This window comes from Lysinibacillus louembei (genome assembly GCF_033880585.1).
GTDB classification, from domain to species: domain Bacteria; phylum Bacillota; class Bacilli; order Bacillales_A; family Planococcaceae; genus Metasolibacillus; species Metasolibacillus louembei.
In genome coordinates this window covers 69,683-93,980 of sequence record NZ_CP137624.1, presented here as the reverse complement: position 1 = coordinate 93,980, position 24,298 = coordinate 69,683, and the positions used below count along the sequence as shown (strand labels likewise).

The window sequence follows — 24,298 nt, the reverse complement described above, 5'->3', positions numbered from 1 at the left end:
CTTTTCGCTCAGCCTTAATCCCTATATATACCTTCTTTATTGTGTATTTTTATTTTGGTTCATAGTAATATAATAAGTAAGTATAGATGATAAAGGTTTCACTATGCTTTAAAAATGAATCACTATTCATTATAAGGGGGATTTTCTATGTTGCAGCAAAAAACAATGATCATTACAGGTGGCTCTAGTGGGATGGGGCTTGCAATGGCGAAGCAATTTGTACAAGAAGGGGCAAATGTCGTGATCACAGGGCGTGATGTAGAGCGATTAGCAAAAGCAAAGGAGGAAATTGCCATATATGGTGAGGCAATCGAAACATTTCAAATGGATGTACGTGAGCCTGAGCATGTAAAAGCGATGCTTGCTTTTGCCGTTGAGAAGTTTGGACAAGTGGATGGACTTGTTAACAATGCAGCAGGTAATTTTTTAGTTCGAGCAGAGCAATTATCACCAAACGGCTGGAAAGCGGTTATCGATATCGTCTTAAACGGTACGTTTTATTGTTCGTCAGAGCTAGGGCGCTACTGGATTGAAAATAATATAAAAGGCTCCATTTTAAATATGGTTGCGACATATGCTTGGGGAGCAGGTGCAGGTGTTGTTCATTCAGCAGCAGCAAAAGCAGGCGTCTTATCGTTAACACGCTCATTAGCCGTTGAATGGGGTGGACAGTACGGAATTCGTGTCAATGCCATTGCACCAGGACCGATTGAGCGAACAGGCGGAGCAGATAAGCTATGGGAATCAGAGGAGCAAGCATGTCGTACAATTGAATCCGTTCCGTTAAAACGTCTTGGCACACCAGAAGAAATTGCCAATTTAGCAACGTTTATTTTATCGGATAAAGCTGGGTATATGAACGGTGAATGTGTAACACTAGATGGCGGTGCATGGTTAAATCAATTTCCATTTTAGCTGAATAGATTTTAGCTGGAGTAGCGCATACTAACAAAAAACGAAAGGGGTGTTTTTGTTGGGTATATGGCTTTATCCAGCTATTATTACAGGCGTTTTATTACTTGCATGGAGCTATTATGTGACGATGCGTGTAGCAAAAGAAACGGAGCAACAAGCAACTACGGAAGATACGCCAATTCATGAAGCAATTAAAGACCATCCGTTTTTGTTAAATCCAATTATCGTCATGTACTTTATTATGAACCTGTTTTTAGGAATTATTATTTTTTATTACTGGGCAACGACAAGCTATTAGAAAAAGAGCTGTCTGAATGTGGATGCAATGTTCCACGTTCAGACAGTTTTTTCATGGGAACTTCTCCGCCCTTCGCATAGTCATAATGAAATAAAGTATGATATGATAGTAGTAAGGGTGCGATTCTGGAGAAAGAACGCAAAAAGGAGTTATGATGTCATGATTTCAATAAACAACAAAGCTATACTTGACATGCCAATAGCTGAGCTAGTTATTCCAGCAGAGAAGGTTGCACATGTCCAAAGTGGTAATAGCGCAGAACATGGCTTGCTAGTTTTGACGAAAACAGGTTATTCGTCCGTACCAGTATTAGATGTAAAGTATCGTCTACAAGGCATGTTGAGTACAAAGATGATTACAGAGGAGATTTTAGGATTAGAGCGAATTGAATATGATCGGCTTGCTTCAATTAAGGTAGAGGATGTAATGGATCAGGAAATTGCCTATTTAAAAATAACGGACACTTTCCGTAGGGCGTTAGATTTAGTCATCAATCATGCATTTCTTTGTGTTATTGAGGAGGATGGTACGTTTGCAGGGATTATGACACGTCGAGTTATTTTAAAGCAGCTGAAAAAACATATTTATTCAAATGAACTATAGACAAACACGAGAGGCTGTTAGGAAGTGTGAAACTTTCTGGCAGCTTTTTGATGAATGGAGTGAAGTGAATGACAGCGACAGAGGCTGAAATTATTAAAATACTGGCAGAGGAGCGCAACATGCGCAAGGCAGCAGAGCGTTTGTTTCTAACGCAGCCTGCATTATCTCAACGACTGCAATCAATCGAAAAAGATTGGGGAATACAGTTGTTTTTGCGCTCCCCTAAAGGCTTAGCACCAACCCCTGCTGGCGAGCTTGTCATTCAATATGCGATTGATTCGATAGCGAAACGTGAAGAAGTTTTCGAAACGATTCAAGCATTGAACTCAAAGGTACATGGTACATTGAAAATCGCCTGCGCCTCCATTGTAGGGCAAAATTGGTTGCCGAAAGTGCTAAAGGATTTTGTGACGCAATATCCAGATGCGAAAATCTCATTAATGACAGGCTGGAGCTCTGAAATTGTCAAGGCACTTTATGAGGGAGAAGCCCATGTTGGCATTGTACGTGGACAAGTAGATTGGAAAGGCAAAAAGCTGCATTTATTCCGTGATATGATGTATTTTGTCGATACTGAAATTACAAATTTACAGGAAATCGAAACGACAGATCGTCCGTTTATTCAATTTAAAAGCGACTCGAATTATTATCAAGAAATTCAGCAATGGTGGCAGCGTCATTTTCATTCCAATCCTCGCCATCAAATTGTCGTAGACCAAATTGAAACATGTAAGCAAATGGTGATGAATGGCATTGGCTATGCGATTTTACCATCCATTACATTGAACGGTGCGGAACATATGAATAAAATCCCGCTAACGAACACAGAAAACGACTTAGGCTTAACACGTGATACATGGTTAATCGGCTATGAATCTTCCTTTGAGCTACGTCAAGTAGCCGCCTTTGTAGAATTAGTTCAAGACCGCGCGAGATGTTTATATGAATATAGATAAAGGCTATCGAAAAGTGCTACTTTCTCGGTAGCCTTTTAGCATAAAACGGAAAGTGCTTTATGTAACAAAGTGCCTTATATTACGTCTAATAAATAAATATCTTAATATTCTGTTTTTTGGAGATAATATGAAGCATTTCTTAAGAATTTCTGAAAATTTCATAATTATGGGAACTAACGGCAATAAAAAACGTATAATTATGTATAGTAACTAATGAAAAGGGGTTGAGTTTTTGAAACAGGTAAAGATTGCAGCATACATAGCAGTCATGATGCTCATGGTCAGCATGTTTTTCCCAGCTGGACAAGCGAGTGCAGCACCTGCATTAGAAGTAAATGCGAAAGCAGGGATTAATGGCAAAGCAAAGCACATGCAGCCGACGCCTTTGTATGTGACGATTAAAAATAGCGGAGATGATTTTAACGGGGATATGGTGATTAATGCCTCCTATTCCTATGAGGCAGCTACAGCACTTGTTATTCCAGTGTCTATTGCGAGTGGTGAGGAAAAAACATTTGAATTATATTTAAATGGATTAACAGATTACAGCTACTCAGATGAGGAGATATTCACCTTCTTTGAAGGCGGAATTGAAAAGGATAAGAAAGTAAAATATAAAGGAACGAAGCGTCTACAAACAAATTTTTTAGACCCAATGTCGACGTTTATTTTTACTGTTACAAACAGCAGTGACCGTCTTGGTGAATATATCAAGCTATCGCAATATTCAATGAATAGTCAAATGGAAGTATTCCACTTAAATCAAATTAAAGAATATACATTGCCAGAGGACCCACTAGGCTTGTCTATGGCGAACATTATAGTGTTTGATGAAGTGTCCATTGCAGATTTGTCGCAAAAGCAGCAAGATGCATTACTAAAATGGGTACAAAATGGTGGTACGCTTGTGGTTGGTGCAATGGAGCAAATCAATACAGCAGCTGGCATTTTTAAGGATTATTTGCCATTAACGTTATCAAATGAAATGGTAACGGTGCCAGCAGAAGCGTTATCAGCTTTAGCCAATGGTGGGGATTTTTCAGCCTCTATCCAAGCATATGCAGCGACGATGAGTGAAGGCAGCTTGCCTATATTTGCTGATGGAGACAATGTGCTTGCAGCGAGCAAAAAAGTAGGTAGTGGAGAGATTATTCAATCGGCCTTTTCACTAGGGGATGAGCCGCTTGCCTCAATGGATGGTTATGCAGCGTTAACAGCAAAGCTATTTAATCTCCAAAAAATTTCTAATTCTAACAGTATAGGAATGTACAATCAATCACCATTGGAACGAATGATGTACGACATGCGCTCGTTTAATGAATTATTCCCGTCATTCGAAGTATCGATGGGCTTTACGTTAATCGTTATTATTATTTACATTATTTTTATTGGACCTATTCTTTACTTTGTGTTGAAAAAACTAGACAAACGTGAGCATGCTTGGTGGGTTATTCCTTTCGTCTCAATTGTTGTTTCCATAGCATTGTTTATTATAGGGGCACAAGGGCGTATTATGCAGCCACAGGCACAGCAATCAGCTATTTATAAAGTCAATGAAGATGGTAGTGTAAATGGTCATTATATTGAATCCATTTTAACGAATCGCGGTGGAGATTTCATTATTAACACAGATAAAAATACAACTGCGATGGCCTTACGCAATTATGGTAGATTTACAGGAGCAGCGAGCAATTTATATGAACATGCCTATATTAAGGAGCATGCAGATGGTACGACACTAACATTGCGCAATTTAAGCTACTGGTCTGTGCAATCTTTTGCGGGTGCCACAGCAAAGCAGGATGTTGGCAAGATGGATATTGATTTAACATTAAAAAATGAAAAGCTAACAGGTACAATTAAAAATAATTTCCCATTTGATTTAAAGGATGTCACATTACAATCAGGCTTAAAGACAGTTGAATTAGGTGATATTGAAGCAAATGGCACAATGACAGTTGAAAAAGATGTGAAACTAACAACATTGCAACAGCCGATATATTATAACCAATCAAACTATACTTACCCAACAACAAAAGAAGATATCGATCCAATCCGAATTGAGCGTTTACAAGCAATGACAGACTCCGTCTCAGCACAAGATAATCAGCCGATTATTAGCGCATGGGCTGAACAAGCATTAGTAGGTGTAGAGATGGAAACAGGAGCAAATATGTCAGCGATTTCTTATTTTGTACAGCCATTTGAAGGGAAAGTGGAATTAACTGGACCGTTTACAATGAAGCAAAGCAATTTAAACTATGATGTGCTCCCTTTAACAGTCAATGGTTATTTTGAGCCGTATGATCGACAAATGAACAAATGGTATTTATCTGATGGATCATATGAAATCATCGTTTCATTGCCATCTAATTTTACCGAGCATATTGAGAAGCTTGATGAAATAACGATTACCAATAAAGATACAATTAATATGAAGTTAGCCGTTTGGAATAATAAAATGGAAAGCTATGAGCCTTTAGAGCAAAATAAAGTACAGTTAACAAGCAATGTTGAAGATTATATGAATGACTTTGGTGAAATTCGTTTAGAGGCAATCTTTACGACAAATCAGGGTGGAATTGACACAACATTACCGAATATTGAGCTGAAAGGAGTGGCGAAATAATGATTGAAATTCAAAATTTAACGAAAAAATATGGCTCCTTTATTGCATTAAATCAATTAAATTTAACATTAGCTGAAGGAACAGTATTCGGTTTTGTTGGGGCGAACGGTGCCGGGAAATCTACAACCTTTTCGATTTTAGCAACATTGCTTTCACCTACTTCTGGAGATGCGCTTATTAATGGAAAAAGCGTTGTTAAGGAGCCAAAAGAGGTGCGCAAGCAAATTGGCTATATGCCTGATTTTTTCGGTGTTTACGATCAATTAAAGGTAGATGAATATTTAGATTTTTATGGAGCGAGCTATGGTATTGCGGCAGCAGAGCGGGCTATTTTAATTCCACAGCTACTGGAGCTTGTTAACTTAATGAGTAAGCGTTATGAATATGTGGATTTATTATCGCGTGGGATGAAGCAACGATTATGCTTAGCGAGGGCACTGATTCATGACCCGAAAGTGCTGATTTTAGATGAGCCTGCATCAGGGTTAGATCCACGTGCACGAGTGGAAATGCGCGATATTTTGCGCAATTTAAAAACGATGGGTAAAACCATTTTAATTTCCTCACATATACTGCCTGAATTAGCGGAAATGTGTGATGAAATCGGTGTGATTGATAATGGTAAGCTCATTGCACATGGCAATGTTGCGACAATCCAAGCGCAGCTTCAAGGTGAGAAGCGCATTGTGATAAAAGTGACAGAGCGCTTGCAGGAAGTGCGTGCCTTTTTAGAGGAAGACCCAAAAATATCTTCAATTGATTTAATCGAAAGCAAGCTAGAAATCGAGTTTAATTATCGTGGGACAGATGAGGAGCAAGTTGCATTGCTAAAAAGAGCTGTTTTAGCAGATTTACCAATCTATGCTTTAATTGAGGAAGAGAAAGATTTAGAGGATGTCTTCATGGCAATTACGAAAGGAGCGGATACGGAATGATGGAACGCTTATATAATCCAGTATTTGTGAAGGAGCTGAAGCTGCGTTTCCGTTCCTTTAAAAGCTTCTCAGGCTTAATCTTTTACTTAGCGGTTTTAACGATTTTTATTGCAGGCTTTTTATTAATTACAACAGGCTTTACAGGTAAAGGGTTTTTTAGACCCGATACAAGCTTTATGATGTTTGCTGTATTAACAATTATTCAAATGGCACTTGTACTGTTTATTACGCCAAGCTTAACAGCTGGAGCAATTAGCAGCGAGCGTGAAAAGCAAACATTAAATATTTTGCTGACAACAACACAGAGCTCTATGCAAATTATTGTTGGTAAATTGCTATCATCATTAGCATTTCTTGTGTTAATGCTCGTAGCAGGCTTGCCATTATATAGCTTAGTATTTTTATTCGGCGGTGTATCGCCATCACAGATTGCATCAATATTTTCCTTTTATTTACTAACGGTTGTAGCGATTGGAAGCATCGGTGTTATGTTTTCAACGATTACGAAAAGAACGATTGTGGCAATGATTGCGACATATGGCTCTATCATATTTTTAGGAGGTATTACGGCGTTTTTCTTCTTCATTACACTAGCATTTAGCCAGATGGGGGCAGCAACAGGTTCTACGCAATCCTTTATGGCTTATTTCTGGGCATCGATTAATCCAGGTGCATTAATATTGACGCTAATTGAGCCTGAAATGGGCAGAGGACTAGCGGAGCTATCAGGAATTAAACTACCAGTTTGGGTAACCTATTTAATTTTTTATAGCATTATTATTGTACTTTGCTTAACGCTTGCTATTAAGAAATTACGTGCCAATATGAAGAGCAATCGATAAGGAGGGATGGATATGGAGCAGCGTAAGCAATTACGAAGCTATATTCAACGTGCAAAAAGAAGTTTGTTATTAGAAAAAAGCATACCGCTTGCGCAATATGGCTTCTTTTATGGCTTACTTGCGAGCGCTGTCATCATGATTGTTTCAAGATTATTCGTTTGGCCTTATTATCGCCAAATTGCCCTTGCAGCTTTTGCGGTCGGACTTGTTGTGACACTTGCCGTCATATGGTGGAAGCGCGTACATGAGCAGGAGGCTTTATTTAAGCTCGATAGCTATTTTGCGCATAATGAGCTTGTGACAGCGCTGTCTTTTAAAAATGACGAGGAGCCTTTAGTGCAATCGTTGCTACAAAAGGCATGGCATAATATGGAGCAGGTCTTTACAGCATTTAAACAGCGCGAAAAAAATTTGTTTCGACCTAAAGCGTTTATTGGATTAGTACTCACTGCGTGCTTGTTAGCGGTTATGTATATGTTTCCTGCTAAGCCACAAATGGAGGCAATCGAAGCAGAAAAAGAGCGTGCCGTTATACAAGATATAAAAAAGGAAGTTGCGCAGCTAGAGAAAAAGGCTGAATCCAAGGAAGTAAAAGAGCAGCTAAAGGAATTGCAAAGCAAATTAAAGGATTCGAAAACAGCTGAGGAAGCATTGCGCGAAATGGTGAAAAAGCAGAAGGAGCTCGCATTAAAAGAGCAGCAACTAAAGGATAAGCAAACGGCAAAGGAAAATGGTAGCGAAACAGGTGAAGGTTTAACAGAGCAGGAAGTGGAGCAACTAAAAGAGTTAGCTAAAACTCAGCAGCAGCTAGCACAAAATGCGAATGCTACACAAACGACAATGGGCAAGCTTGGAAAGCCTTTAAGTAAATCTTTACAAAATTCAATTGCTAGCGCCAACAATGCGAATAGTACAAATCAAAACAATCAGTCCGGCAATCAAGGACAACAAGGACAGTCTGGTCAACAGGGGCAAACGGGGCAACAAGGTCAAGCAGGTCAGCAAGGACAGGCGGGGCAGTCAGGTCAGCAAGGACAAGGTAGTCAACAAGGGCAGGGTGGTCAGCAAGGTCAAGGAAACCAACAAGGACAAGGCAATGGGCAAGGACAAGGTCAAGGTTCGGGTCAAGGAAATGGTAATGGGCAAGGTCAGGGACAAGGAACAGGTCAAGGACACGGCAAAGGTGCAGGAACAGGGCAAGGAAGTCGCGATTTAGTAACGGTTCCTGAGCGCATCGGTGGCTCCAGTGAAACGACAACTGATGGAGGGACATTAGGAGAAGGAACACATGTTGAGGAGCGAGAAGCGGATGGCCCGGTTTTAAAAGGAAATATTCGCCCATATGAAGAAGTAGTTGGCACATATAAAGATAGCTATTTAGAGAGCTCGGAGCGTTTACAATTACCGAAGGATTTGCAATCGGTTATACAATCGTACTTTACGTCAATCGAGTCGCGCTAGGAGGAAATTTGATGGCATTTACGGAACAGCAATATACAGAAATGAGCAAAAAGTTACAGCAAGTAAAGGAAGAAATTCATCGCTTTATTGTTGGACAGGAGGAAGCGATTGATTACACATTATATGCGGTTTTAGCAGATGGGCATGCATTGTTAGAGGGCCTTCCAGGTTTAGGGAAAACGATGCTAATTCGCACTATTTCAGAGGTGTTGGATTTATCGTTTTCGCGTATTCAATTTACGCCAGATTTAATGCCAGCAGATATTACAGGAACGAGCATGATTGAGCGTACAGCAGATGGCAAGCAGCAATTTACATTCCAACCCGGGCCCATTTTTAGCCAAATGGTATTAGCCGATGAAATTAACCGTGCAACACCAAAAACGCAAAGTGCTTTATTAGAGGCAATGGGAGAGAAAACCGTAACAATTTTAGGGGACACGAAAAAAATGGCGAAACCCTTTTTCGTATTAGCTACGCAAAACCCAATTGAAATGGAAGGAACATATCCATTGCCTGAAGCGCAAATGGACCGCTTCCTTTGTAAAATACTTGTGCCATATCCAACAAAGCAAGAGCTAATGGAAATTATGAAGCGCACAACAGGTGCTATAGAGATTGATTTACAAAAAATAATGAATGCTGGGGAACTCATTGAAGCACAGCAAATGGTCAAAGAAGTGTTAGTCGCTGATGAAATGCTTGAATATGCGACAGAATTGATTGTTGCAACACATCCTGAAGGTGACTATGCGATTGATGAAGTAAAGCAATACGCATTATATGGTAGCGGACCACGTGGTTTGCAAAGTTTGATTAAGCTCGCAAAGGCACGTGCCTTAATCAATGGGCGTTTCCATGTTTCCGTAGCGGACATTAAAACAGTTGCTAAGCCTGTGCTGCGTCATCGTATGCTGTTGAATTATGAAGGGGAGGCTTCTGGTAAAACAGCAGATGATATTATCGATATTATTTTAGAAAAAGTGCAGCAAGGTGCTAGCAAGTGACAAATAAATATGTTTTGCCTGAGGATTGGCTCGTCAAAATCAGTCGCTTCCAAGTAGCAACGGCCTCCAAATTACGTGGGCAGCATAAGGGCTCGCACCGTTCACAGCGCTTCGGAGCATCGCTAGACTTCTCAGATTTTCGTGAATATCATTTAGGTGATGATGTGCGACAAGTCGATTGGAATGTCTTTGCAAGAACAGATAAATATTTTATTAAACGCTTTTTAGATGAGCAGGAAATGCGTGTGCATATTTTGCTTGATACGACCAAATCAATGACAGAAGAGGCAAAATGGCTTTTTGCAAGGCAAATTGCGACAGCGCTTGGTTTAATGGTGCTTGGGCGTGATGATCGACTATCATTTTCTTATTTACAGGAGGAGCTAGTGCCACCGTTTCGCCGTAAAGGAGCAACGTATAGACGGGCTTTTCTCCAAATTGTTTCAGCGATTGAGCAAGCGAATTATAGTGGAGGCTTTGCACAAGGTGCTTTAAGAGCCTTACCGAAGGATAGCACGGTGCTATTTATATTGACAGATGGTTTAGAGCCTATTGAAGAGTGGGAGCAGCTATTAAAGCGATTGCCACGCTTTGCAGGAGATGTCCGCATTATTCAAATTGTCACAGCGGAGGAGCTTGCACCGAACTATACAGGAGATATGCGTCTGCTTGATAGCGAGACAGGTAACGACGTCAATGTCACGATGTCAACAAAAGTGTTAGACACATATACAGAAAGACGTTTATTACATGAACAACAATTTGATGCAATTTGTCATCGCTTTGGCGTTCGCAAATTGCAATTAAAGGTGGAGGATGGCTTGCAGCATGCTATATTCCATCAATTATTAAAAGCACATTGGATTAGGTGAGGTGAGCCGTATGGGCTTTAGTCAAATACTTTATAGCTGGACGGCCATCTTTCCAGTTATTGTCCTTCTTTATTATTTCTTTCGTAAAAAATATACGGATCAACCCGTTTCCTCAACGCTCTTTTGGGCAGAAATTATGCAGGAAACACGCGTATCACCCTATTTAAAGCATTTGCAAAAAAATACGTTGCTCTACTTGCAATTGTTAGCATTACTACTTCTTATGTTAGCACTCATGAATCCATTTATTCAGCAATCTAAAATTGCAGGGTCACAAGTTGTATTTATCGTGGATACGTCAGCAACAATGCTTGCAGGGAAAGAGCAAGCGACATTTGAGCTACATAAACAGGAAATGCTGTCTCTTATCAATGATTTAAATGGTAGACCAATAACGTTGATTGTAACAGGGCATGCACCAACAGCAGTTTTACAGCAGGAGACGAATATCAATGCGATTGAGCAGTCAATTCAAGCACTACAAGTCACGTATGAAACAGCTCAAATGCCAAAAGCGCTTGATGTAGCACAAGCATTTATTGGAAATGTCCCAACCTCTGTTTACATTTTTACTGATGTACTTGATAAAATGCAATTGCCAGTTGAAAAGGAAACAGTACAGTGGATTGTCAAAGGAGCAGCAAAGGATTTAAAAAATATTGCGATTACACGCTTTGCTGCAACGACAGATGGGCAAACAGCGATGGCGCTCGTGCAGCTTCGCAATGATACGAACGAGGCACAGGAAACAATATTAACATTGTATGATGCTGAAAATGAGGAGCTAGTAAACGAAAAAGTAGCCTTACCTGCCAAGGAAATCGTCACAACAACCTTTAAAGAGCTGCCTGTGACACAAACGATCACTGCCAAAATTGATGCGCAAGATCATTACACTGTGGACAATACACAAACCGCATTACTGCAAACAACGAGCGCTGCATTAGTTGTTGATCAAAGCCTACATCAATTGATTCAAAAAGGCTTTCAAGCGATACAGCCAAATGTCAAAATGGTACCTGCATCGCAGCTAGCTGATAATAAAGATGCAGTTATTGTTACAAATCAAGCAGCATTGCTTGGAGAAATGAAAAAGCCTGTCATTTTATTCGGGCGGGATGATGTAGAAAAGTTTGAAGTAGCAGGCCATATAAATACGACAAATGATGCATTGTTTGCCTTTAGCAATTTAAAGGATGTTTATGTTGGTGCATTATATGAGAGCTTTGACAATTATAAAACGATTGCTACGGTTGGTGAGGAGCCATTTATTCAGCTATCGCCTGAAGGGGATATTATTGTTTTAGCTGATATTGAAGATACAGATTGGCCTCTGCATCCATCTTTCCCGCTATTTTTGTGGAGTGCTGAGCAGCAGCTACTAGAATCTACAAGCTCATTAGGAATTTTCGCACCGAATGAGAGTCGCGTTGTCGCATTAGCACAAAATGATTGGTCTGTTTATTCACAGACAGATGAATTTTTATCGACTGTGACAAATGGTATTTTAACTGCTCCAATGAAGCCTGATATTTATATTGTGCGTTCTGCGGATGAGGAGAAGCACTTTATTGTGCAGCTGCAGGCACAGGAGCGCATAATTGAAGAAGGAACAAGCTATACGATTGGTGCATTGCCAGACAACGAGCAAGAGGAGTTATCAAAATCATCCATCGTACCGTGGATAGTATTGCTTGTTTTATTATTGTTAGTTGTAGAATGGGAGGTGCAACGACGTCGTGGATTTACGAATTGATATACCGCTTGCATTGTTGCTATTACTTCCATTGCTCATTTATTTTATATGGACATTTTGGCGTGAACGACAACGTCTAAAAAAGAGTCATATTATCGTATTATGTATTCGCATTGCGGCAGTTTGCTGTCTTGTATTTGCCCTAGCAGCTCCTTATATTTTGCTACCAATTAAAGAAGAGCAAGTGATTTTTTTAGCCGATCGCTCAGCGTCAATGAATACGACAGAGCAGGAGTTAACTGATTTTATTATCGAAAGCCTGCAATCGAAAAAAGATAATCAAGCAGCAGGTATTTATTCCTTTGCTTCCACTGTGCAAACGGAGGCAACTTTATCGACAGATTTAAAAGAAGTGCCGAAATTTTCAGCATTACAAAATAATGGTGAAACGAATATCGAGCAAAGCTTGCAAATTGCAACAGGCATTGTTGATCCAAAAAAGGCAACGCGCTTTGTATTATTAACAGATGGCAATGAGACAAAGGGTGATGTGCTGGAATTTGCAACAAAGCTTAAAGGCTCTACGATGAGTATTGATGTCGTACCATTCCAGCAAAAAGTGTCAAATGATGTATCATTGAAAAGCTTTGTTTCGCCGCAAGTGGCTTATGCAGGAGAGCAACAGCAGCTTGTTACAGAAATTTATGCGACAGAGGAAGGGCAAGGGGAGCTTTTACTTTATGAAAATGACCAATTAATTCATCGTGAGGCAGTTGTATTAACAGAGGGCTCCAATGTTTTTACGTACAAGCATAGCATGAAATCGGAAGGGCTTGTGAAATATGAGGCGGTCGTACAAGTCGGAGAGGATGCGATTTATGAAAATAATAAGCTAACAAGTATTACGATGGTGCAAAGTGAGCCACGCTTACTAATTGTCAACGGACATGATATCGCATCTCCTATTGCAGCAGCACTTGGTCAACAGGCAATTGCTCATGATGTGATAGCACCAGAAAGTTTACCGAATGACCTTTCTAACTACTTGCAATACAATGCGGTTATTTTCGATAATGTGCCAGGGCATTTAGTCGGTGAAGCAAAAATGCTCGTTATTGAGCAAGCTGTTAAAAATTTCGGTGTTGGCTTTGCGATGATTGGTGGAGAAAATAGCTTTGGTTTAGGTGGTTATTTTAAAACACCGATTGAAGCATTGCTACCTGTTGAAATGGAAATTAAGGGAAAAGAACAGCTTCCTTCATTAGGCCTTGTCATTGTACTTGACCGCTCTGGCAGTATGTATGGTTCCAAGCTAGAGCTTGCTAAAGAGGCAGCTGCACGCTCAGTAGAATTACTACGTGATGAAGATACATTAGGCTTTATCGCCTTTGATGATCGTCCGTGGGAAATTATTGAAACAGGCCCTTTACAAAGTAAGGATGAGGCGGTCGATACAATTTTATCTGTAACGCCAGGTGGCGGCACAGAAATTTATCGTTCCTTAGCATTAGCGTATGAAAATTTAGCCGACTTACAATTACAGCGTAAGCATATTATTTTATTAACAGATGGTCAGTCACAGCCTGGTAATTATGAAGAATTAATTGAGGAAGGTAAAGGAAACAATATTACGCTTTCTACAGTAGCGATTGGTAGTGATGCAGATGGAGCATTACTACAGCAATTAAGTGAAATGGGAAGTGGACGCTTTTATGATGTTATTGATGAACAAACAATTCCTTCGATCTTATCACGAGAAACTGCAATGATTTCACGTACTTATATTGAGGATAATCCATTTTATCCGACAATTTATAGTGCAGCAGGCTGGGATGCATTGTTCGCACAAGGCGTTCCGCAAATGAATGCTTATATTGGTACAACAGCGAAGCAAGGTGCAATTGTTGTGGCGGAAAGTGAAAAAGAGGACCCAGTGCTTGCACAATGGCAATATGGTCTAGGAAAAACGTTTGCCTTCACATCTGATTCTACAGGTAAATGGACAGGCGATTGGGCAAGATGGCAGGATTGGGGCATGTTTTGGCAAACGATGCTGTCACAAATGCTGCCAAGCTATAATGATATTGCCTACGATGTTCGTTTAGAGGCAGATGGCTCCTTTATGATTACAGATCCGACAAATGAAGCAGCCTTTTTAGATATTGTCGCTGTCAATGAGGTGGGAGAGGAGCTGGATACACAGCTCGAAATGATTTCTGCATCGCAAGTAAGAGCGACCGTAGATACTGAACAAGGGCTAATTTTCTTCCGTATTGCAGATGAGGAGCAAACGATTTATCAAGCAGGCTTAACGGTTCCATATAGCACGGAATACGAGCTGAAGCCTGTCAATAATAGTATGCTTGAGGAGCTAACAGCACAAACAGGTGGCGCTATTTTGGAAGAGCCTACTGAAGTATTTCGTGATTTTACAACGAAAGGTGCTGAGCGCCAAAATATTGCTGCCTGGCTAATGTTAGCAGGGATGCTGCTATTCTTTATCGATATTACGATACGCCGCTTTGGCTGGGGCTTCTTTGTTAAGCCGAGAAAGGAAGCAAAAGCTGTTGAATCAGCACTGGTACAAGCCGAGGATACAAATGTTGCACAGCTGTTGAAAGGCATGAAAAAACGCTCATAAAAAGGATGGTTGTTAAATGGATAAACAGCTGAATGAGTGGATAAGACGTTTTCAGCAAGAGAAGGATATCAAGGCATTAACCCATTTGAAAAATGAATGTGCCCATATGATTGAGCCTTTGATTATAGAATTTACAGAGAAATATGGCAATGAAGCTGGTGAGCTATTACGTTTAAAATGGGATAAACGATTTCATTTTATTTTTACAAAATATCAGCTAGATGTTGGCTTACCTTTAGAAAGCTTCGTGCAAAACACGTATCGTTTTTACTTTATGCAGGTGTTAGCGAAGGCAGGGTATCGATAAACAAGGTGCTAGGAAATGAATTTTCCTAGCACCTTTTTCTAATGATTAACATTCAAATTTAGCCGTAGAAAATTGTATAATGGGTAATATTAAATGTTAATTTAAGCTAGTCAAATAAGCTTGTATTATATTATAATGAGAATAAATGTTCTTTAATGGAGAAGAATGAAGCGATAAGTGAAAGATTAGATTATGTGACATTGAAAGTTGCTAAAAATGAGCAAGATATTATGTTTTTACGCTACAGACAGTAAATGATTTTCTCTAAGAAATAGGAATGAAAGATGCAAAATAAAACTTTAAAAAAAAGGCGCAAGAAATCAAATTTTTTCAATTGATTTCTTGCGCTTTTTGATTATATATTATTTCAATCCTTTGCCAAGTCCTTTTAAAAAATGGACGCCAAAATTGACAGCGCGGTTGACATCAGGGTCTTTTAGTTGCTTCATTAATTGTAAAACCCCGATTTTTTCATCTGCTTCTACAGCTTTATTTCCTTCATCTAGCCCACTGTTTAAAGCATCAATCAGCTTTGCTGTTGTGGAGGGGTCCATATCCGACAATGCTCCTGCCACACCCATTAAATTATTCATAATGTTTGTGATAGGCTTGCGTGTTAATTGCCCTAATGCGATATGGGCAACCTCTTCCTTTGCTTCAATAAGCTTTGATGCTGCCTCTAGTGCGCCAATGTCGTTTAACTCCGTTAAGATAGTGAAAATTTGCTTCACCGCATCCTCGTTGTTGGCAACAAGCTGCTTTAAATCCTCTAATTTTTGTGCCTGCAATTGCTCTGTTGTGAGCTCTTCTTTTTTAATAGTAGAAATTAATTTTGCCACTTGCTTAATTCCCCCCGTTCGTTGTTAAATGCACATAGCCTGGACGATTCCATTTGCGCTGTACTTCAACACCATTTTGCGGATGGCGCTGCTTATAACGCGGATTTGTTCTAGGAAGTGGCGTTTTACCTTTAGGCTTTAACACTTCAATGCGCACCTTCGTTTGTTTATAGGCAGGTGTAGATGTGTTAATATCGGCAGCTGGACCTGTTAAAAAGTTAATTGCCGAATCTTTGCTAACAGAGTTCATCGGTAAAAATAGCTCATTACCTTGAACGCGATCTGTAACAAGCGCGTTTAATTTCAATGCACCGTATGGTGAGACAAGGCGTAGCAGAGCGCCATCTTCAATACCACGTTCCTTCGCTAATTCAGGCGATACTTCAACGAAAATTTCAGGCACTTTCGCTTGAATGCCTTTTGATTTATTTGTTAAATTGCCTTCATGGAAATGCTCTAGCATACGTCCATTATTAATTAAGCAGTCATATTGTGCCTCATATTCCACAGGCTGCACCCAATCCTGTAAAGAAAAGCGTGCTTTTTTGTCAGGGAAGTTAAAGCCGTCTTCATATAATAAAGGTGTATCTTTACCATCTAAGCTACCCCAACAGAAGCTACCCCAGCCCTCTAATACATCATAGCTCGCTTCAGCAAATAAAGGTGACAAGCTAGCCATTTCAGCAAATATTTCACTTGGATGACTATAAGTCCAATTTGCACCTAGGCGACGTGCGACCATCTGTAAAATTTCCCAATCGGCTTTCGATTCACCGAGTGTTGGTAATGCTTGATATAAGCGTTGTACACGACGCTCTGTGTTTGTGAATGTCCCTTCTTTTTCAAGCGATGGAGCAGCAGGTAAAATAACATCGGCATATTGTGCGGTACGCGATAAGAAACAATCTTGTACAACAAAGAAATCCAATTGTGACAGCACCTCATCAACATGGTTGGCATTGCAATCAACAAGTGCCATATCCTCTCCAACTAAATACATCGCCTTCATTTTACCTTCCATGATAGCATCAAGCATCGCCATATTTGTACGCCCCGGTTGTGCAGGAATTTTTGTACCATATGCTTGTTCAAATTTTGCACGTTCCTCATCATTTGTTACTTTTTGATAGCCTGGTAAAAGATGTGGTAATGTACCCATATCACAGGCGCCTTGTACATTGTTGTGTCCGCGTAGTGGATATGCGCCTGCTCCTGGACGGCGATAGTTACCTGTCGCTAATAGCAAATTGGAGATGGCAGCAGACGTATAAGAACCACCTGTATTTTGTGTAACACCCATTCCCCAAAGAATACATGTGCCATCTGCATCGCGAATCATTTCAGCTACTTGAATTAACGTCTCTTTATTGATACCTGTTTGTTGCTCTGCATAGTCTAATGTGTATTTTTCAAGCACCTCTTTAAATTCTCCGAAGTGATTGACATTTTCTTGGATAAAGGCTTCATCATGCCAGCCTTGGTCAATCATATATTTTGTCACAGCCATTAACCATACTTGGTCTGTGCCTTGCTTTGGACGCATGAAAATATCGGAGCGCTCTGCCATTTCATGCTTGCGAATATCTGCAACGATTAATTTTTGTCCGTGTAGCTTATGGGCACGTTTGACACGTGTAGCGAGTACAGGGTGCCCTTCAGCCGGGTTCGCACCAACAATGATGACAAGACCTGCTTTAGCAATATCCTTAATAGTACCAGCGTCACCACCTAGGCCAACTGTACGAATTAAGCCATCTGTCGCAGGCGATTGGCAGTAACGTGAGCAGTTATCAACATCATTCGTTTGGAACAATTGACGTGCCATTTTTTGAATTAAATAGTTTTCCTCATTCGTAATTTTTGAAGAAGAAATAAAGCCGATAGAGCCTGAACCATATTGCTCATGAATGCTCCCTAACTTTCTAGAAATTAAATCAAGCGCTTCGTCCCAAGAGGATTCGACAAATTCATCGTTTTTACGAATCAATGGCTTTGTTAGGCGCTCTTCAGAGTTAATGAAATCCCAGCCAAATTTCCCTTTCACACAAGTGGAAATAGCATTAACAGGCCCTTCAGAAGGCTGCACCTTTAAAATTTTACGTCCCTTTGTCCATACTTCGAATGAACAGCCTACACCGCAAAATGTACAAACTGTTTTCGTTTTTTTCGTGCGCTTGCTACGCATTGCAGCCTCTACTTCAGAAATCGCAAAAATACCGCTATAGCCCGGCTCAACCTCTTTAATTAAGTGAATCATTGGGTCTAACATATCCTGCTTCAGCCCTGTCATAAAGCCGGCCTCACCAAGCATCGTTTTTTCCATTAGTGCATTACACGGACATACTGTGACACATTGACCACAGCTTACACAGGAGGAGTCGTTAATCGCAACGCCCATATCCCAAATAACACGTGGTCTATCGGCTTCCCAATCAAGCGATAATGTTTCATTGACCTGCAAGTTTTGGCAAACCTCTACACATTGACCACAAGCGATACATTGATTTGGGTCGTAGCGGTAAAAAGGATGTGACATATCGACTTCATGTGGTTCTACTTTCGGTTTATAGGGATATTTTTGATGCTCTATTTCCATCATTTCAGCTGTATTATGCAATGTACAATTGCCATTGTTATTATCGCAAACGGTACAGTACAGCAAGTGATTTTCTAATAAACGATCCATCGCTTCGGTTTGGGCAGCCTTTGCTTTGGCAGAAGCTAGCTGGACATTCATTCCTTGTTGCGCCTTTGTTGAACATGAACGCACTAATTGTCCATCAACCTCAACGATACACGTATCGCATGTTTCGATTGGATCGACTGCTGGTACATGGCAAATTTGCGGATGCGCAATGCCATTTTGGTTAATCGTATCAAGAATTGTTGCCCCTTCAGTTATAGGATATGCTACGCCGTTAATTGTAATATTGTTCAAAGTCAGTTCCTCCTCTTTCTCTCCGACTAAAAATGCTCAGAAGTGCGCCCCCTCATTTGCGCTAGCATCTTCGCATGAAACTAAAAAATCCACCAAGAAATGACACGCTATTTGCATGTTAGTCATTCAAGGTGGATAAAACTCTTAGCAGAACGTGCTAAAAACTCAATCTACTGTTCAGTTAATTCACAATAGCACTCAAACATTAAAATTCATCATGAATTAAAATATCTCAATCCCATTCGTATATCTTTTATTATAGCCCCTTTATTTAGAATGAACAATCCTTTATTTTTCCCTTTCAATTTTTTTCGAGGTACTATATTATTAACAAACTAGTAGGGTGGCAAAATTATTTGATGTAAGGAGAATCGCAATATGTCTAAAAAAATACATGAATTTAACGATATGATCCGCAAGTTGCGCAAAGATTTATTCGGAAAAGGACCTGAACGTATCCAGACAGTTTTCGTTGGCAATATGGCGATTTCGACTTTGTATGGCAATTTAACACCGACGGAAAAATTTATTGCAAGTACAGCAGAAGGCTTAAAAACAGTGCATGCTGCGCGTACCAATATGATTCAGGAGCTATACGCCAAAGAACCGCCAACGGCATTAGAGGAATTAGTAGGAACGAAATTACTGCATCTGTTTACAGATATTAAAATTGAGGAAGATATCGCAATCTCCGTATTTATGTTTGAAAATACTATTAGCGAATAGAGGCGATGACTGATGGAAAAGGCAGTTATACGAGAGGTTTTACGCGTTGATAACGAGCAAGTGAAAACGCTGGAAGATATGATTGTGACAGAGTATGCGGTGACGCTTAAAATTAATCAGCAGGAATTTGTGACGATGGTTTGTACACCTGAATATGTCGAGGATATGGTCGTTGGTTATTTAGCCTCTGAGCGTGTTATACGTAACTTTGAGGACATTGAGAATATTTGGTATCAGCAGGAGGAGGGCTTTGTACATATTACAACAAAGCGATTAAATCCTTATTATCAGCAAATACAAAATAAGCGTTATATTACTTCTTGCTGTGGCATGAGCAGACAAGGCTTTGTTTTTGCCAATGATGCTTTGACAGCGAAAACAATGAAGGATAGCAATATCCAAATTACGACAGAGGATTGCTTCCGCTTTATGCAAGAGATGCAAAATACAGCGCTAACCTTTAAGCAAACGGGAGGTGTGCATAATGCCGCATTATGTGATCATAACGGCATAATATTGACACGTATGGATATTGGTCGTCATAATGCGCTCGATAAAATATACGGTTATTGTTTGCGACAACAAATTGATATGCGTGATAAAATTATCGTTTTTAGCGGGCGCATTTCATCTGAAATTTTATTAAAGGTATCAAAAATTGGCTGTGCCATTGTTTTATCGAAATCGGCTCCGACAGAATTAGCATTGCAATTAGCCGAGCAATTAGGTATTACGACAGTAGGCTTTATAAGATACAATTCACTTAATATTTATACACACCCACAGCGCATCCAGCTACCAAAACAATGAAAGGAGGGGCTATGATGACTGTACATGACAAGCTTAATAGACCATTGCGTGATTTGCGTATATCGGTAACAGACCGCTGCAATTTCCGCTGCCAGTATTGCATGCCAGCAGAGATATTTGGACCAGATTATGCCTTTTTGCCATCTGATAAAATTTTAAGCTTTGAAGAAATCGAACGCGTAGTAAAAATTTTCGTAGCACTTGGTGTCAAAAAGGTGCGGATTACAGGTGGTGAACCGTTGCTGCGTCGCGATTTACCTACATTAATTGAGCGCCTTCATCAAATACAAGGTGTAGAGGATATTGCTTTAACAACAAATGGCACTTTATTAAAAAAATATGCACAGGCTTTAGCGCAAGCGGGTTTGTCGAGGGTGTCTGTTAGCCTAGATTCATTAGATGAGCAACGCTTTGCCGAGATGAATGGGCAACGTGGAAAAGTGGTAACAGTGCTAGAAGGAATTGAAAAAGCAGTTGAAGCAGGATTAGCTGTGAAAATTAATATGGTTGTTCAAAAAGGAAAAAATGAACAAGACATTGCAGAAATGGCGCGCTTTTTTAAGGAAAAACAGCATATTTTACGCTTCATCGAATATATGGATGTTGGCAATTCTAATGGCTGGCGCTTAGACGATGTAGTGTCGAAAAAGGAGATTCTTACACAGGTACAGGAGTCTTCACCATTGCAACCAGTTGAGCCGAATTATATAGGTGAGGTAGCGACGCGCTATCAATACGAGGATGGACAAGGAGAAATTGGTGTTATTTCATCTGTAACTGATTCTTTTTGCTCGACATGCTCACGTGCTCGCATTTCAGCAGAAGGCACATTGTACACATGTTTATTTGCTACAACCGGTGTCAATTTGCGAGAATTATTGCGCTCCGATGCAGATGATGCAGTGATTACTGAGAAAATTGCAAGTGTATGGGAGCAGCGTACAGATCGTTATTCAGATGAACGCACAGAACAAACGATACAAAAAAGAAGAAACACAAAAATTGAAATGTCACATATTGGCGGTTGAAAATTATTTAGTTCAAAGGTAATGATTCGCTCAACGAATGAAGAAATTCGCTCAACCAATCGTCAAATTCGCCCAACGAACAGGTAAAATCGCTCAACCAATGTTTGTTTTCGCCCGTTAGAGAGGGGCATTGTCTGGAATTCAGACAGCCCCCTCGCATTAGTCACGCATATATGTGCCGCTTTTGCCACCGGTTTTCTGTACAAGATAGGTTTCTTTAATAACCATCGATTTGTCAACAGCTTTGCACATATCGTAAAACGTTAGTGCGGCAACCGAAACAGCTGTTAATGCTTCCATTTCTACACCTGTTTTGCCATTGCATTTGACAGTTGCTTCGATATGTAGCTCATAGCCTGAAGTGCCTTGTTGATACGTGAATTGGAAATCAGTACCTTGCAGCATAATTGGATGGCACATTGGAATAATATCCGATGTTTTTTTAGCAGCCATAATACCCGCAATTTGTGCAACTTGTGTTGGGTCACCTTTTTTAATGTGACCTTGCTGAATGGCTTGATACAATTCATCTGATAACGTGATGATACTATGTGCGATAGCTGTGCGCTGTGTCACGTCCTTTGTCGAAATATCGACCATCTTTGGACGACCTTGCTCATTCCAATGGGTAAAATTGTTCATTGTTTGACTCCTTTGCCAATCTTGTGGTGTGTTGATATTGGTAAATGTCATTGTATCGCTTTCAAATGCGATATAGCAAACGCGAAGCTTTTCTAATAAAGCCTGCATACTGCGACGATTTTGCTGAACAAGCTCGCTTACAAATGGGTAGGCAGTGCGGCGATATAAGGCGGCGAGCGGCTGCAATCTTCCAGCTTGCTGTGGCACGATGGCATCATAGCGCTCATCTATCAAGGATAGCAATGTTTTAACAAACGCTGCATCCATAAACGGCATATCGCTTGCTAAAACGAAAAACCATTCAACAGTAGGGAAGTTTTCCATAATATTGTGCAAGGCAAAGAGCGGGCCTTGATGTGGCTGTTGCTCAATTAGCCACTGCACATTATCTTGTGCAAAGCCTTGCTGCAAGTGCGCATTTGTGGCGATAATTAAAGGCTGTAGCTGATTTTGCTGTAAAGCGTTTAAGCTGTATTGATAAAGGGGCTGACCTGCAAATTGCTCAAACATTTTTGGCTGACCATAACGTGAAGATTGCCCACCTGCTAAGACGACACCTGCGATATTCATAAGCGCTGCAACTCGCCAACAAAATGTTGAATCGTCGGTATAATGAGCTGTGTCATGGCAAGTGTAACAGCGTTTGTTGAGCCTGGTAGCACATAAATAGCTGTTTGCTGACAGCTGCCTGCTGTTGCACGGCTAAACATTGCTTTTGCGCCAATTTCATTGTAGCTCAATGCGCGAAATAACTCGCCAAACCCTGTCATTTCTTTTTCGAAAAGAGGGACGATAGTGTCATAAGTTTGGTCTCTTGCGCTAAAGCCTGTACCACCTGTGATAAGAATGGCATGAACCGTCGGGTCAGCGCACCAGCCTTGTAGATGGCGAGCAATTTCAGCAGGCTCATCTTGTACAATTTGATAGTCTGCTAAGGAGAAGGTGGCGTCCTCAAGCAATGCTTGAATACGTTGCCCACTCTTATCATCTACTACTGTACGTGTATCGCTTACTGTTAAAACAGCAGCGTGTATAGCAAGATGTTGATGTGTTGGATGTGTCATATTAATTCTCCTTTTTAAAGCTTATTATAATCAAAATCTAAACAGAAAGGCAAAAGTGCCATGCAAGATAGATATTCAAGACAACAATTATTTCAGCCCATTGGACAACTTGGGCAACAGCAGCTCCAGCAAAAGCATGTGCTGATTGTTGGTGTTGGCGCGTTAGGTAGTGCGAGTGCAGAAGCACTTGTACGTGCGGGCATTGGTAAGCTGACATTAGTTGACCGTGATTATGTAGAATGGAGCAATTTGCAAAGGCAGCAGCTTTATACAGAGCAAGACGCTTGTAATAAAATACCGAAAGTGATTGCAGCGCAGCAACGCTTACAGCAAATTAATCGCGATGTGCTGATTGATGTACATATTGTAGATGCACATACAGAGCAGTTTGTAGCATTGTTGGATGGCGTAGATGTCATAATGGATGCAACAGATAATTTCGATATTCGCTTTTTCCTGAATGACCTTGCGCAAAAGCATCAAATACCGTGGGTGTATGGCTCTTGTGTTGGCAGCTATGGTGCTACCTATACGATTATACCAAGCGTTACACCTTGCTTACATTGCTTATTATCCGTTATACCAAATACAGGGGCAACTTGTGATACAGTTGGTATTATTAGCCCAACAGTGCAAATCGTAGCAGCCTATCAAGTGGCAGAGATATTAAAGATTTTAGTAGGCAATATGACAGCTTTACGCAAAAGCTATTTAACGTTTGATGTTTGGCAAAACCAGCATTATGAAATCAATGTGGATAAAGTAAGGAAGCACGATTGCCCATCCTGTGGCACAAATCCAACATATCCATATTTATCCTATGAAAATCAAACAAAGCTGGAAGTATTATGTGGCCGCGATGCTGTGCAAATTCGTCCGTCCCAACGAATTCACTATGACTTGCAGCAACTCGCAGAAAAACTTCAACATCATGGAGATATCCAGCAAAATCCATATTTGCTTTCCTGTCAAACAACAGATTATCGCTTTGTACTGTTTCAAGATGGGCGAGTTGTCATTCATGGTGTGCAAGACATTCAACAAGCGAAAAGCATTTACTATCGTTTTTTAGGATAAAGGAGTGTTCCA

At 40.3% G+C, this 24,298-nt stretch carries 21 protein-coding genes and 1 pseudogene; 17 read left to right on the top strand and 5 right to left on the bottom strand.

What is annotated here, in order from left to right; genetic code table 11:
- Window positions 1-147: 147 nt before the first annotated feature.
- From fadH to R6U77_RS00430, 13 genes are all read left to right on the top strand, one after another.
- Window positions 148-915 carry a 2,4-dienoyl-CoA reductase gene (gene fadH / locus R6U77_RS00490; RefSeq protein ID WP_319836986.1) on the top strand — a complete coding sequence of 256 codons (768 nt, stop codon included), beginning with the start codon at window positions 148-150 and terminating at the stop codon, window positions 913-915.
- A gap of 58 nt (window positions 916-973) precedes the next feature.
- Entirely contained in the window at window positions 974-1,213 is a 240-nt protein-coding gene (locus R6U77_RS00485) for a short-chain dehydrogenase (RefSeq protein ID WP_319836985.1), read from the top strand.
- Between the two features lie 159 nt (window positions 1,214-1,372).
- Window positions 1,373-1,816 carry a cyclic-di-AMP-binding protein CbpB gene (gene cbpB, locus R6U77_RS00480; protein ID WP_293922338.1) on the top strand — a complete coding sequence of 148 codons (444 nt, stop codon included), beginning with the start codon at window positions 1,373-1,375 and terminating at the stop codon, window positions 1,814-1,816.
- 68 nt (window positions 1,817-1,884) lie between these two features.
- Window positions 1,885-2,772: a transcriptional regulator CcpC gene (locus R6U77_RS00475; RefSeq protein WP_293922340.1), complete on the top strand. Its 888-nt coding sequence runs from the start codon at window positions 1,885-1,887 to the stop codon at window positions 2,770-2,772.
- A gap of 232 nt (window positions 2,773-3,004) precedes the next feature.
- Entirely contained in the window at window positions 3,005-5,401 is a 2,397-nt protein-coding gene (locus tag R6U77_RS00470) for a DUF7408 domain-containing protein (protein WP_319836984.1), read from the top strand.
- Entirely contained in the window at window positions 5,401-6,336 is a 936-nt protein-coding gene (locus R6U77_RS00465) for an ABC transporter ATP-binding protein (protein ID WP_293922344.1), read from the top strand. Before R6U77_RS00470 ends, R6U77_RS00465 begins: the two co-directional genes overlap by 1 nt.
- Window positions 6,333-7,178 (top strand): ABC transporter permease, encoded by an 846-nt coding sequence (locus R6U77_RS00460; protein ID WP_319836983.1) that lies wholly within the window; start codon window positions 6,333-6,335, stop codon window positions 7,176-7,178. The genes R6U77_RS00465 and R6U77_RS00460 overlap by 4 nt, the downstream gene beginning before the upstream one ends.
- Before the next feature lie 12 nt (window positions 7,179-7,190).
- On the top strand, window positions 7,191-8,639 hold the full coding sequence (locus tag R6U77_RS00455) for a hypothetical protein (RefSeq protein ID WP_319836982.1): 1,449 nt from the start codon (window positions 7,191-7,193) through the stop codon (window positions 8,637-8,639).
- Between the two features lie 11 nt (window positions 8,640-8,650).
- A complete protein-coding gene (locus R6U77_RS00450; RefSeq protein ID WP_319836981.1) occupies window positions 8,651-9,646 on the top strand; it encodes an AAA family ATPase in 996 nt (331 codons plus the stop codon).
- Window positions 9,643-10,518: a DUF58 domain-containing protein gene (locus tag R6U77_RS00445; RefSeq protein WP_319836980.1), complete on the top strand. Its 876-nt coding sequence runs from the start codon at window positions 9,643-9,645 to the stop codon at window positions 10,516-10,518. Before R6U77_RS00450 ends, R6U77_RS00445 begins: the two co-directional genes overlap by 4 nt.
- Window positions 10,519-10,528: 10 nt before the next feature.
- Window positions 10,529-12,274, top strand: coding sequence for a vWA domain-containing protein (locus tag R6U77_RS00440; protein ID WP_319836979.1), 1,746 nt, complete (start codon window positions 10,529-10,531; stop codon window positions 12,272-12,274).
- Complete coding sequence (locus R6U77_RS00435) at window positions 12,258-14,855, top strand: VWA domain-containing protein (RefSeq protein WP_319836978.1); 2,598 nt, start codon at window positions 12,258-12,260, stop codon at window positions 14,853-14,855. The genes R6U77_RS00440 and R6U77_RS00435 overlap by 17 nt, the downstream gene beginning before the upstream one ends.
- 16 nt (window positions 14,856-14,871) lie before the next feature.
- Window positions 14,872-15,162 carry a hypothetical protein gene (locus R6U77_RS00430; RefSeq protein ID WP_293922357.1) on the top strand — a complete coding sequence of 97 codons (291 nt, stop codon included), beginning with the start codon at window positions 14,872-14,874 and terminating at the stop codon, window positions 15,160-15,162.
- Window positions 15,163-15,524: 362 nt separating this feature from the next.
- On the opposite strand, the gene R6U77_RS00425 is transcribed toward R6U77_RS00430, so the two are convergent.
- Window positions 15,525-16,001, bottom strand: a complete 477-nt coding sequence (locus R6U77_RS00425; RefSeq protein ID WP_319836977.1) for a helical membrane plugin domain-containing protein — start codon at window positions 15,999-16,001, stop codon at window positions 15,525-15,527.
- 4 nt (window positions 16,002-16,005) lie between these two features.
- Window positions 16,006-18,939, bottom strand: a complete 2,934-nt coding sequence (gene fdhF, locus R6U77_RS00420) for a formate dehydrogenase subunit alpha (protein WP_319836976.1) — start codon at window positions 18,937-18,939, stop codon at window positions 16,006-16,008.
- Window positions 18,940-19,317: 378 nt separating this feature from the next.
- Here fdhF and R6U77_RS00415 point away from each other — a divergent pair, with 378 nt between their 5' ends.
- Genes R6U77_RS00415 through moaA form a run of 3 tightly spaced genes read left to right on the top strand, consistent with a single transcriptional unit; the run spans window position 19,318 to window position 21,503 of the window.
- On the top strand, window positions 19,318-19,665 hold the full coding sequence (locus tag R6U77_RS00415; RefSeq protein ID WP_293922363.1) for a Na-translocating system protein MpsC family protein: 348 nt from the start codon (window positions 19,318-19,320) through the stop codon (window positions 19,663-19,665).
- A 12-nt stretch (window positions 19,666-19,677) separates the two neighbouring features.
- On the top strand, window positions 19,678-20,475 hold the full coding sequence (gene fdhD, locus R6U77_RS00410) for a formate dehydrogenase accessory sulfurtransferase FdhD (protein WP_319836975.1): 798 nt from the start codon (window positions 19,678-19,680) through the stop codon (window positions 20,473-20,475).
- Between the two features lie 14 nt (window positions 20,476-20,489).
- Window positions 20,490-21,503, top strand: a complete 1,014-nt coding sequence (moaA, locus tag R6U77_RS00405) for a GTP 3',8-cyclase MoaA (RefSeq protein WP_406601067.1) — start codon at window positions 20,490-20,492, stop codon at window positions 21,501-21,503.
- 159 nt (window positions 21,504-21,662) lie between these two features.
- Here the strand turns inward: moaA and moaC are convergent, their stop codons facing one another.
- The 3 genes and pseudogenes from moaC to R6U77_RS00390 all read right to left on the bottom strand — a co-directional run bounded on the left by moaC (window position 21,663) and on the right by R6U77_RS00390 (window position 23,209).
- On the bottom strand, window positions 21,663-22,145 hold the full coding sequence (gene moaC / locus R6U77_RS00400; RefSeq protein WP_319838409.1) for a cyclic pyranopterin monophosphate synthase MoaC: 483 nt from the start codon (window positions 22,143-22,145) through the stop codon (window positions 21,663-21,665).
- A gap of 99 nt (window positions 22,146-22,244) precedes the next feature.
- A pseudogene (locus R6U77_RS00395) lies at window positions 22,245-22,715 on the bottom strand (molybdenum cofactor guanylyltransferase); the annotation flags it as partial.
- Window positions 22,712-23,209, bottom strand: coding sequence for a MogA/MoaB family molybdenum cofactor biosynthesis protein (locus R6U77_RS00390; protein ID WP_319836973.1), 498 nt, complete (start codon window positions 23,207-23,209; stop codon window positions 22,712-22,714). The pseudogene R6U77_RS00395 and the gene R6U77_RS00390, both read right to left, overlap by 4 nt.
- A gap of 60 nt (window positions 23,210-23,269) precedes the next feature.
- Between R6U77_RS00390 and R6U77_RS00385 the strand changes: the two genes are divergently transcribed.
- On the top strand, window positions 23,270-24,286 hold the full coding sequence (locus tag R6U77_RS00385) for a MoeB/ThiF family adenylyltransferase (RefSeq protein ID WP_319836972.1): 1,017 nt from the start codon (window positions 23,270-23,272) through the stop codon (window positions 24,284-24,286).
- The last annotated feature ends 12 nt before the right edge of the window (window positions 24,287-24,298 follow it).

Bases quoted from the DNA above. Each gene is read 5' to 3' on its own strand.
- fadH (WP_319836986.1), top strand. From the start codon at position 148: ATGTTGCAGCAAAAAACAATGATCATTACAGGTGGCTCTAGTGGGATG.
- cbpB (WP_293922338.1), top strand. From the start codon at position 1,373: ATGATTTCAATAAACAACAAAGCTATACTTGACATGCCAATAGCTGAG.
- R6U77_RS00475 (WP_293922340.1), top strand. From the start codon at position 1,885: ATGACAGCGACAGAGGCTGAAATTATTAAAATACTGGCAGAGGAGCGC.
- R6U77_RS00465 (WP_293922344.1), top strand. From the start codon at position 5,401: ATGATTGAAATTCAAAATTTAACGAAAAAATATGGCTCCTTTATTGCA.
- R6U77_RS00460 (WP_319836983.1), top strand. From the start codon at position 6,333: ATGATGGAACGCTTATATAATCCAGTATTTGTGAAGGAGCTGAAGCTG.
- R6U77_RS00455 (WP_319836982.1), top strand. From the start codon at position 7,191: ATGGAGCAGCGTAAGCAATTACGAAGCTATATTCAACGTGCAAAAAGA.
- R6U77_RS00450 (WP_319836981.1), top strand. From the start codon at position 8,651: ATGGCATTTACGGAACAGCAATATACAGAAATGAGCAAAAAGTTACAG.
- R6U77_RS00440 (WP_319836979.1), top strand. From the start codon at position 10,529: ATGGGCTTTAGTCAAATACTTTATAGCTGGACGGCCATCTTTCCAGTT.
- R6U77_RS00430 (WP_293922357.1), top strand. From the start codon at position 14,872: ATGGATAAACAGCTGAATGAGTGGATAAGACGTTTTCAGCAAGAGAAG.
- R6U77_RS00415 (WP_293922363.1), top strand. From the start codon at position 19,318: ATGTCTAAAAAAATACATGAATTTAACGATATGATCCGCAAGTTGCGC.
- fdhD (WP_319836975.1), top strand. From the start codon at position 19,678: ATGGAAAAGGCAGTTATACGAGAGGTTTTACGCGTTGATAACGAGCAA.
- moaA (WP_406601067.1), top strand. From the start codon at position 20,490: ATGACTGTACATGACAAGCTTAATAGACCATTGCGTGATTTGCGTATA.
- moaC (WP_319838409.1), bottom strand. From the start codon at position 22,145: ATGAACAATTTTACCCATTGGAATGAGCAAGGTCGTCCAAAGATGGTC.
- R6U77_RS00390 (WP_319836973.1), bottom strand. From the start codon at position 23,209: ATGACACATCCAACACATCAACATCTTGCTATACACGCTGCTGTTTTA.
- R6U77_RS00385 (WP_319836972.1), top strand. From the start codon at position 23,270: ATGCAAGATAGATATTCAAGACAACAATTATTTCAGCCCATTGGACAA.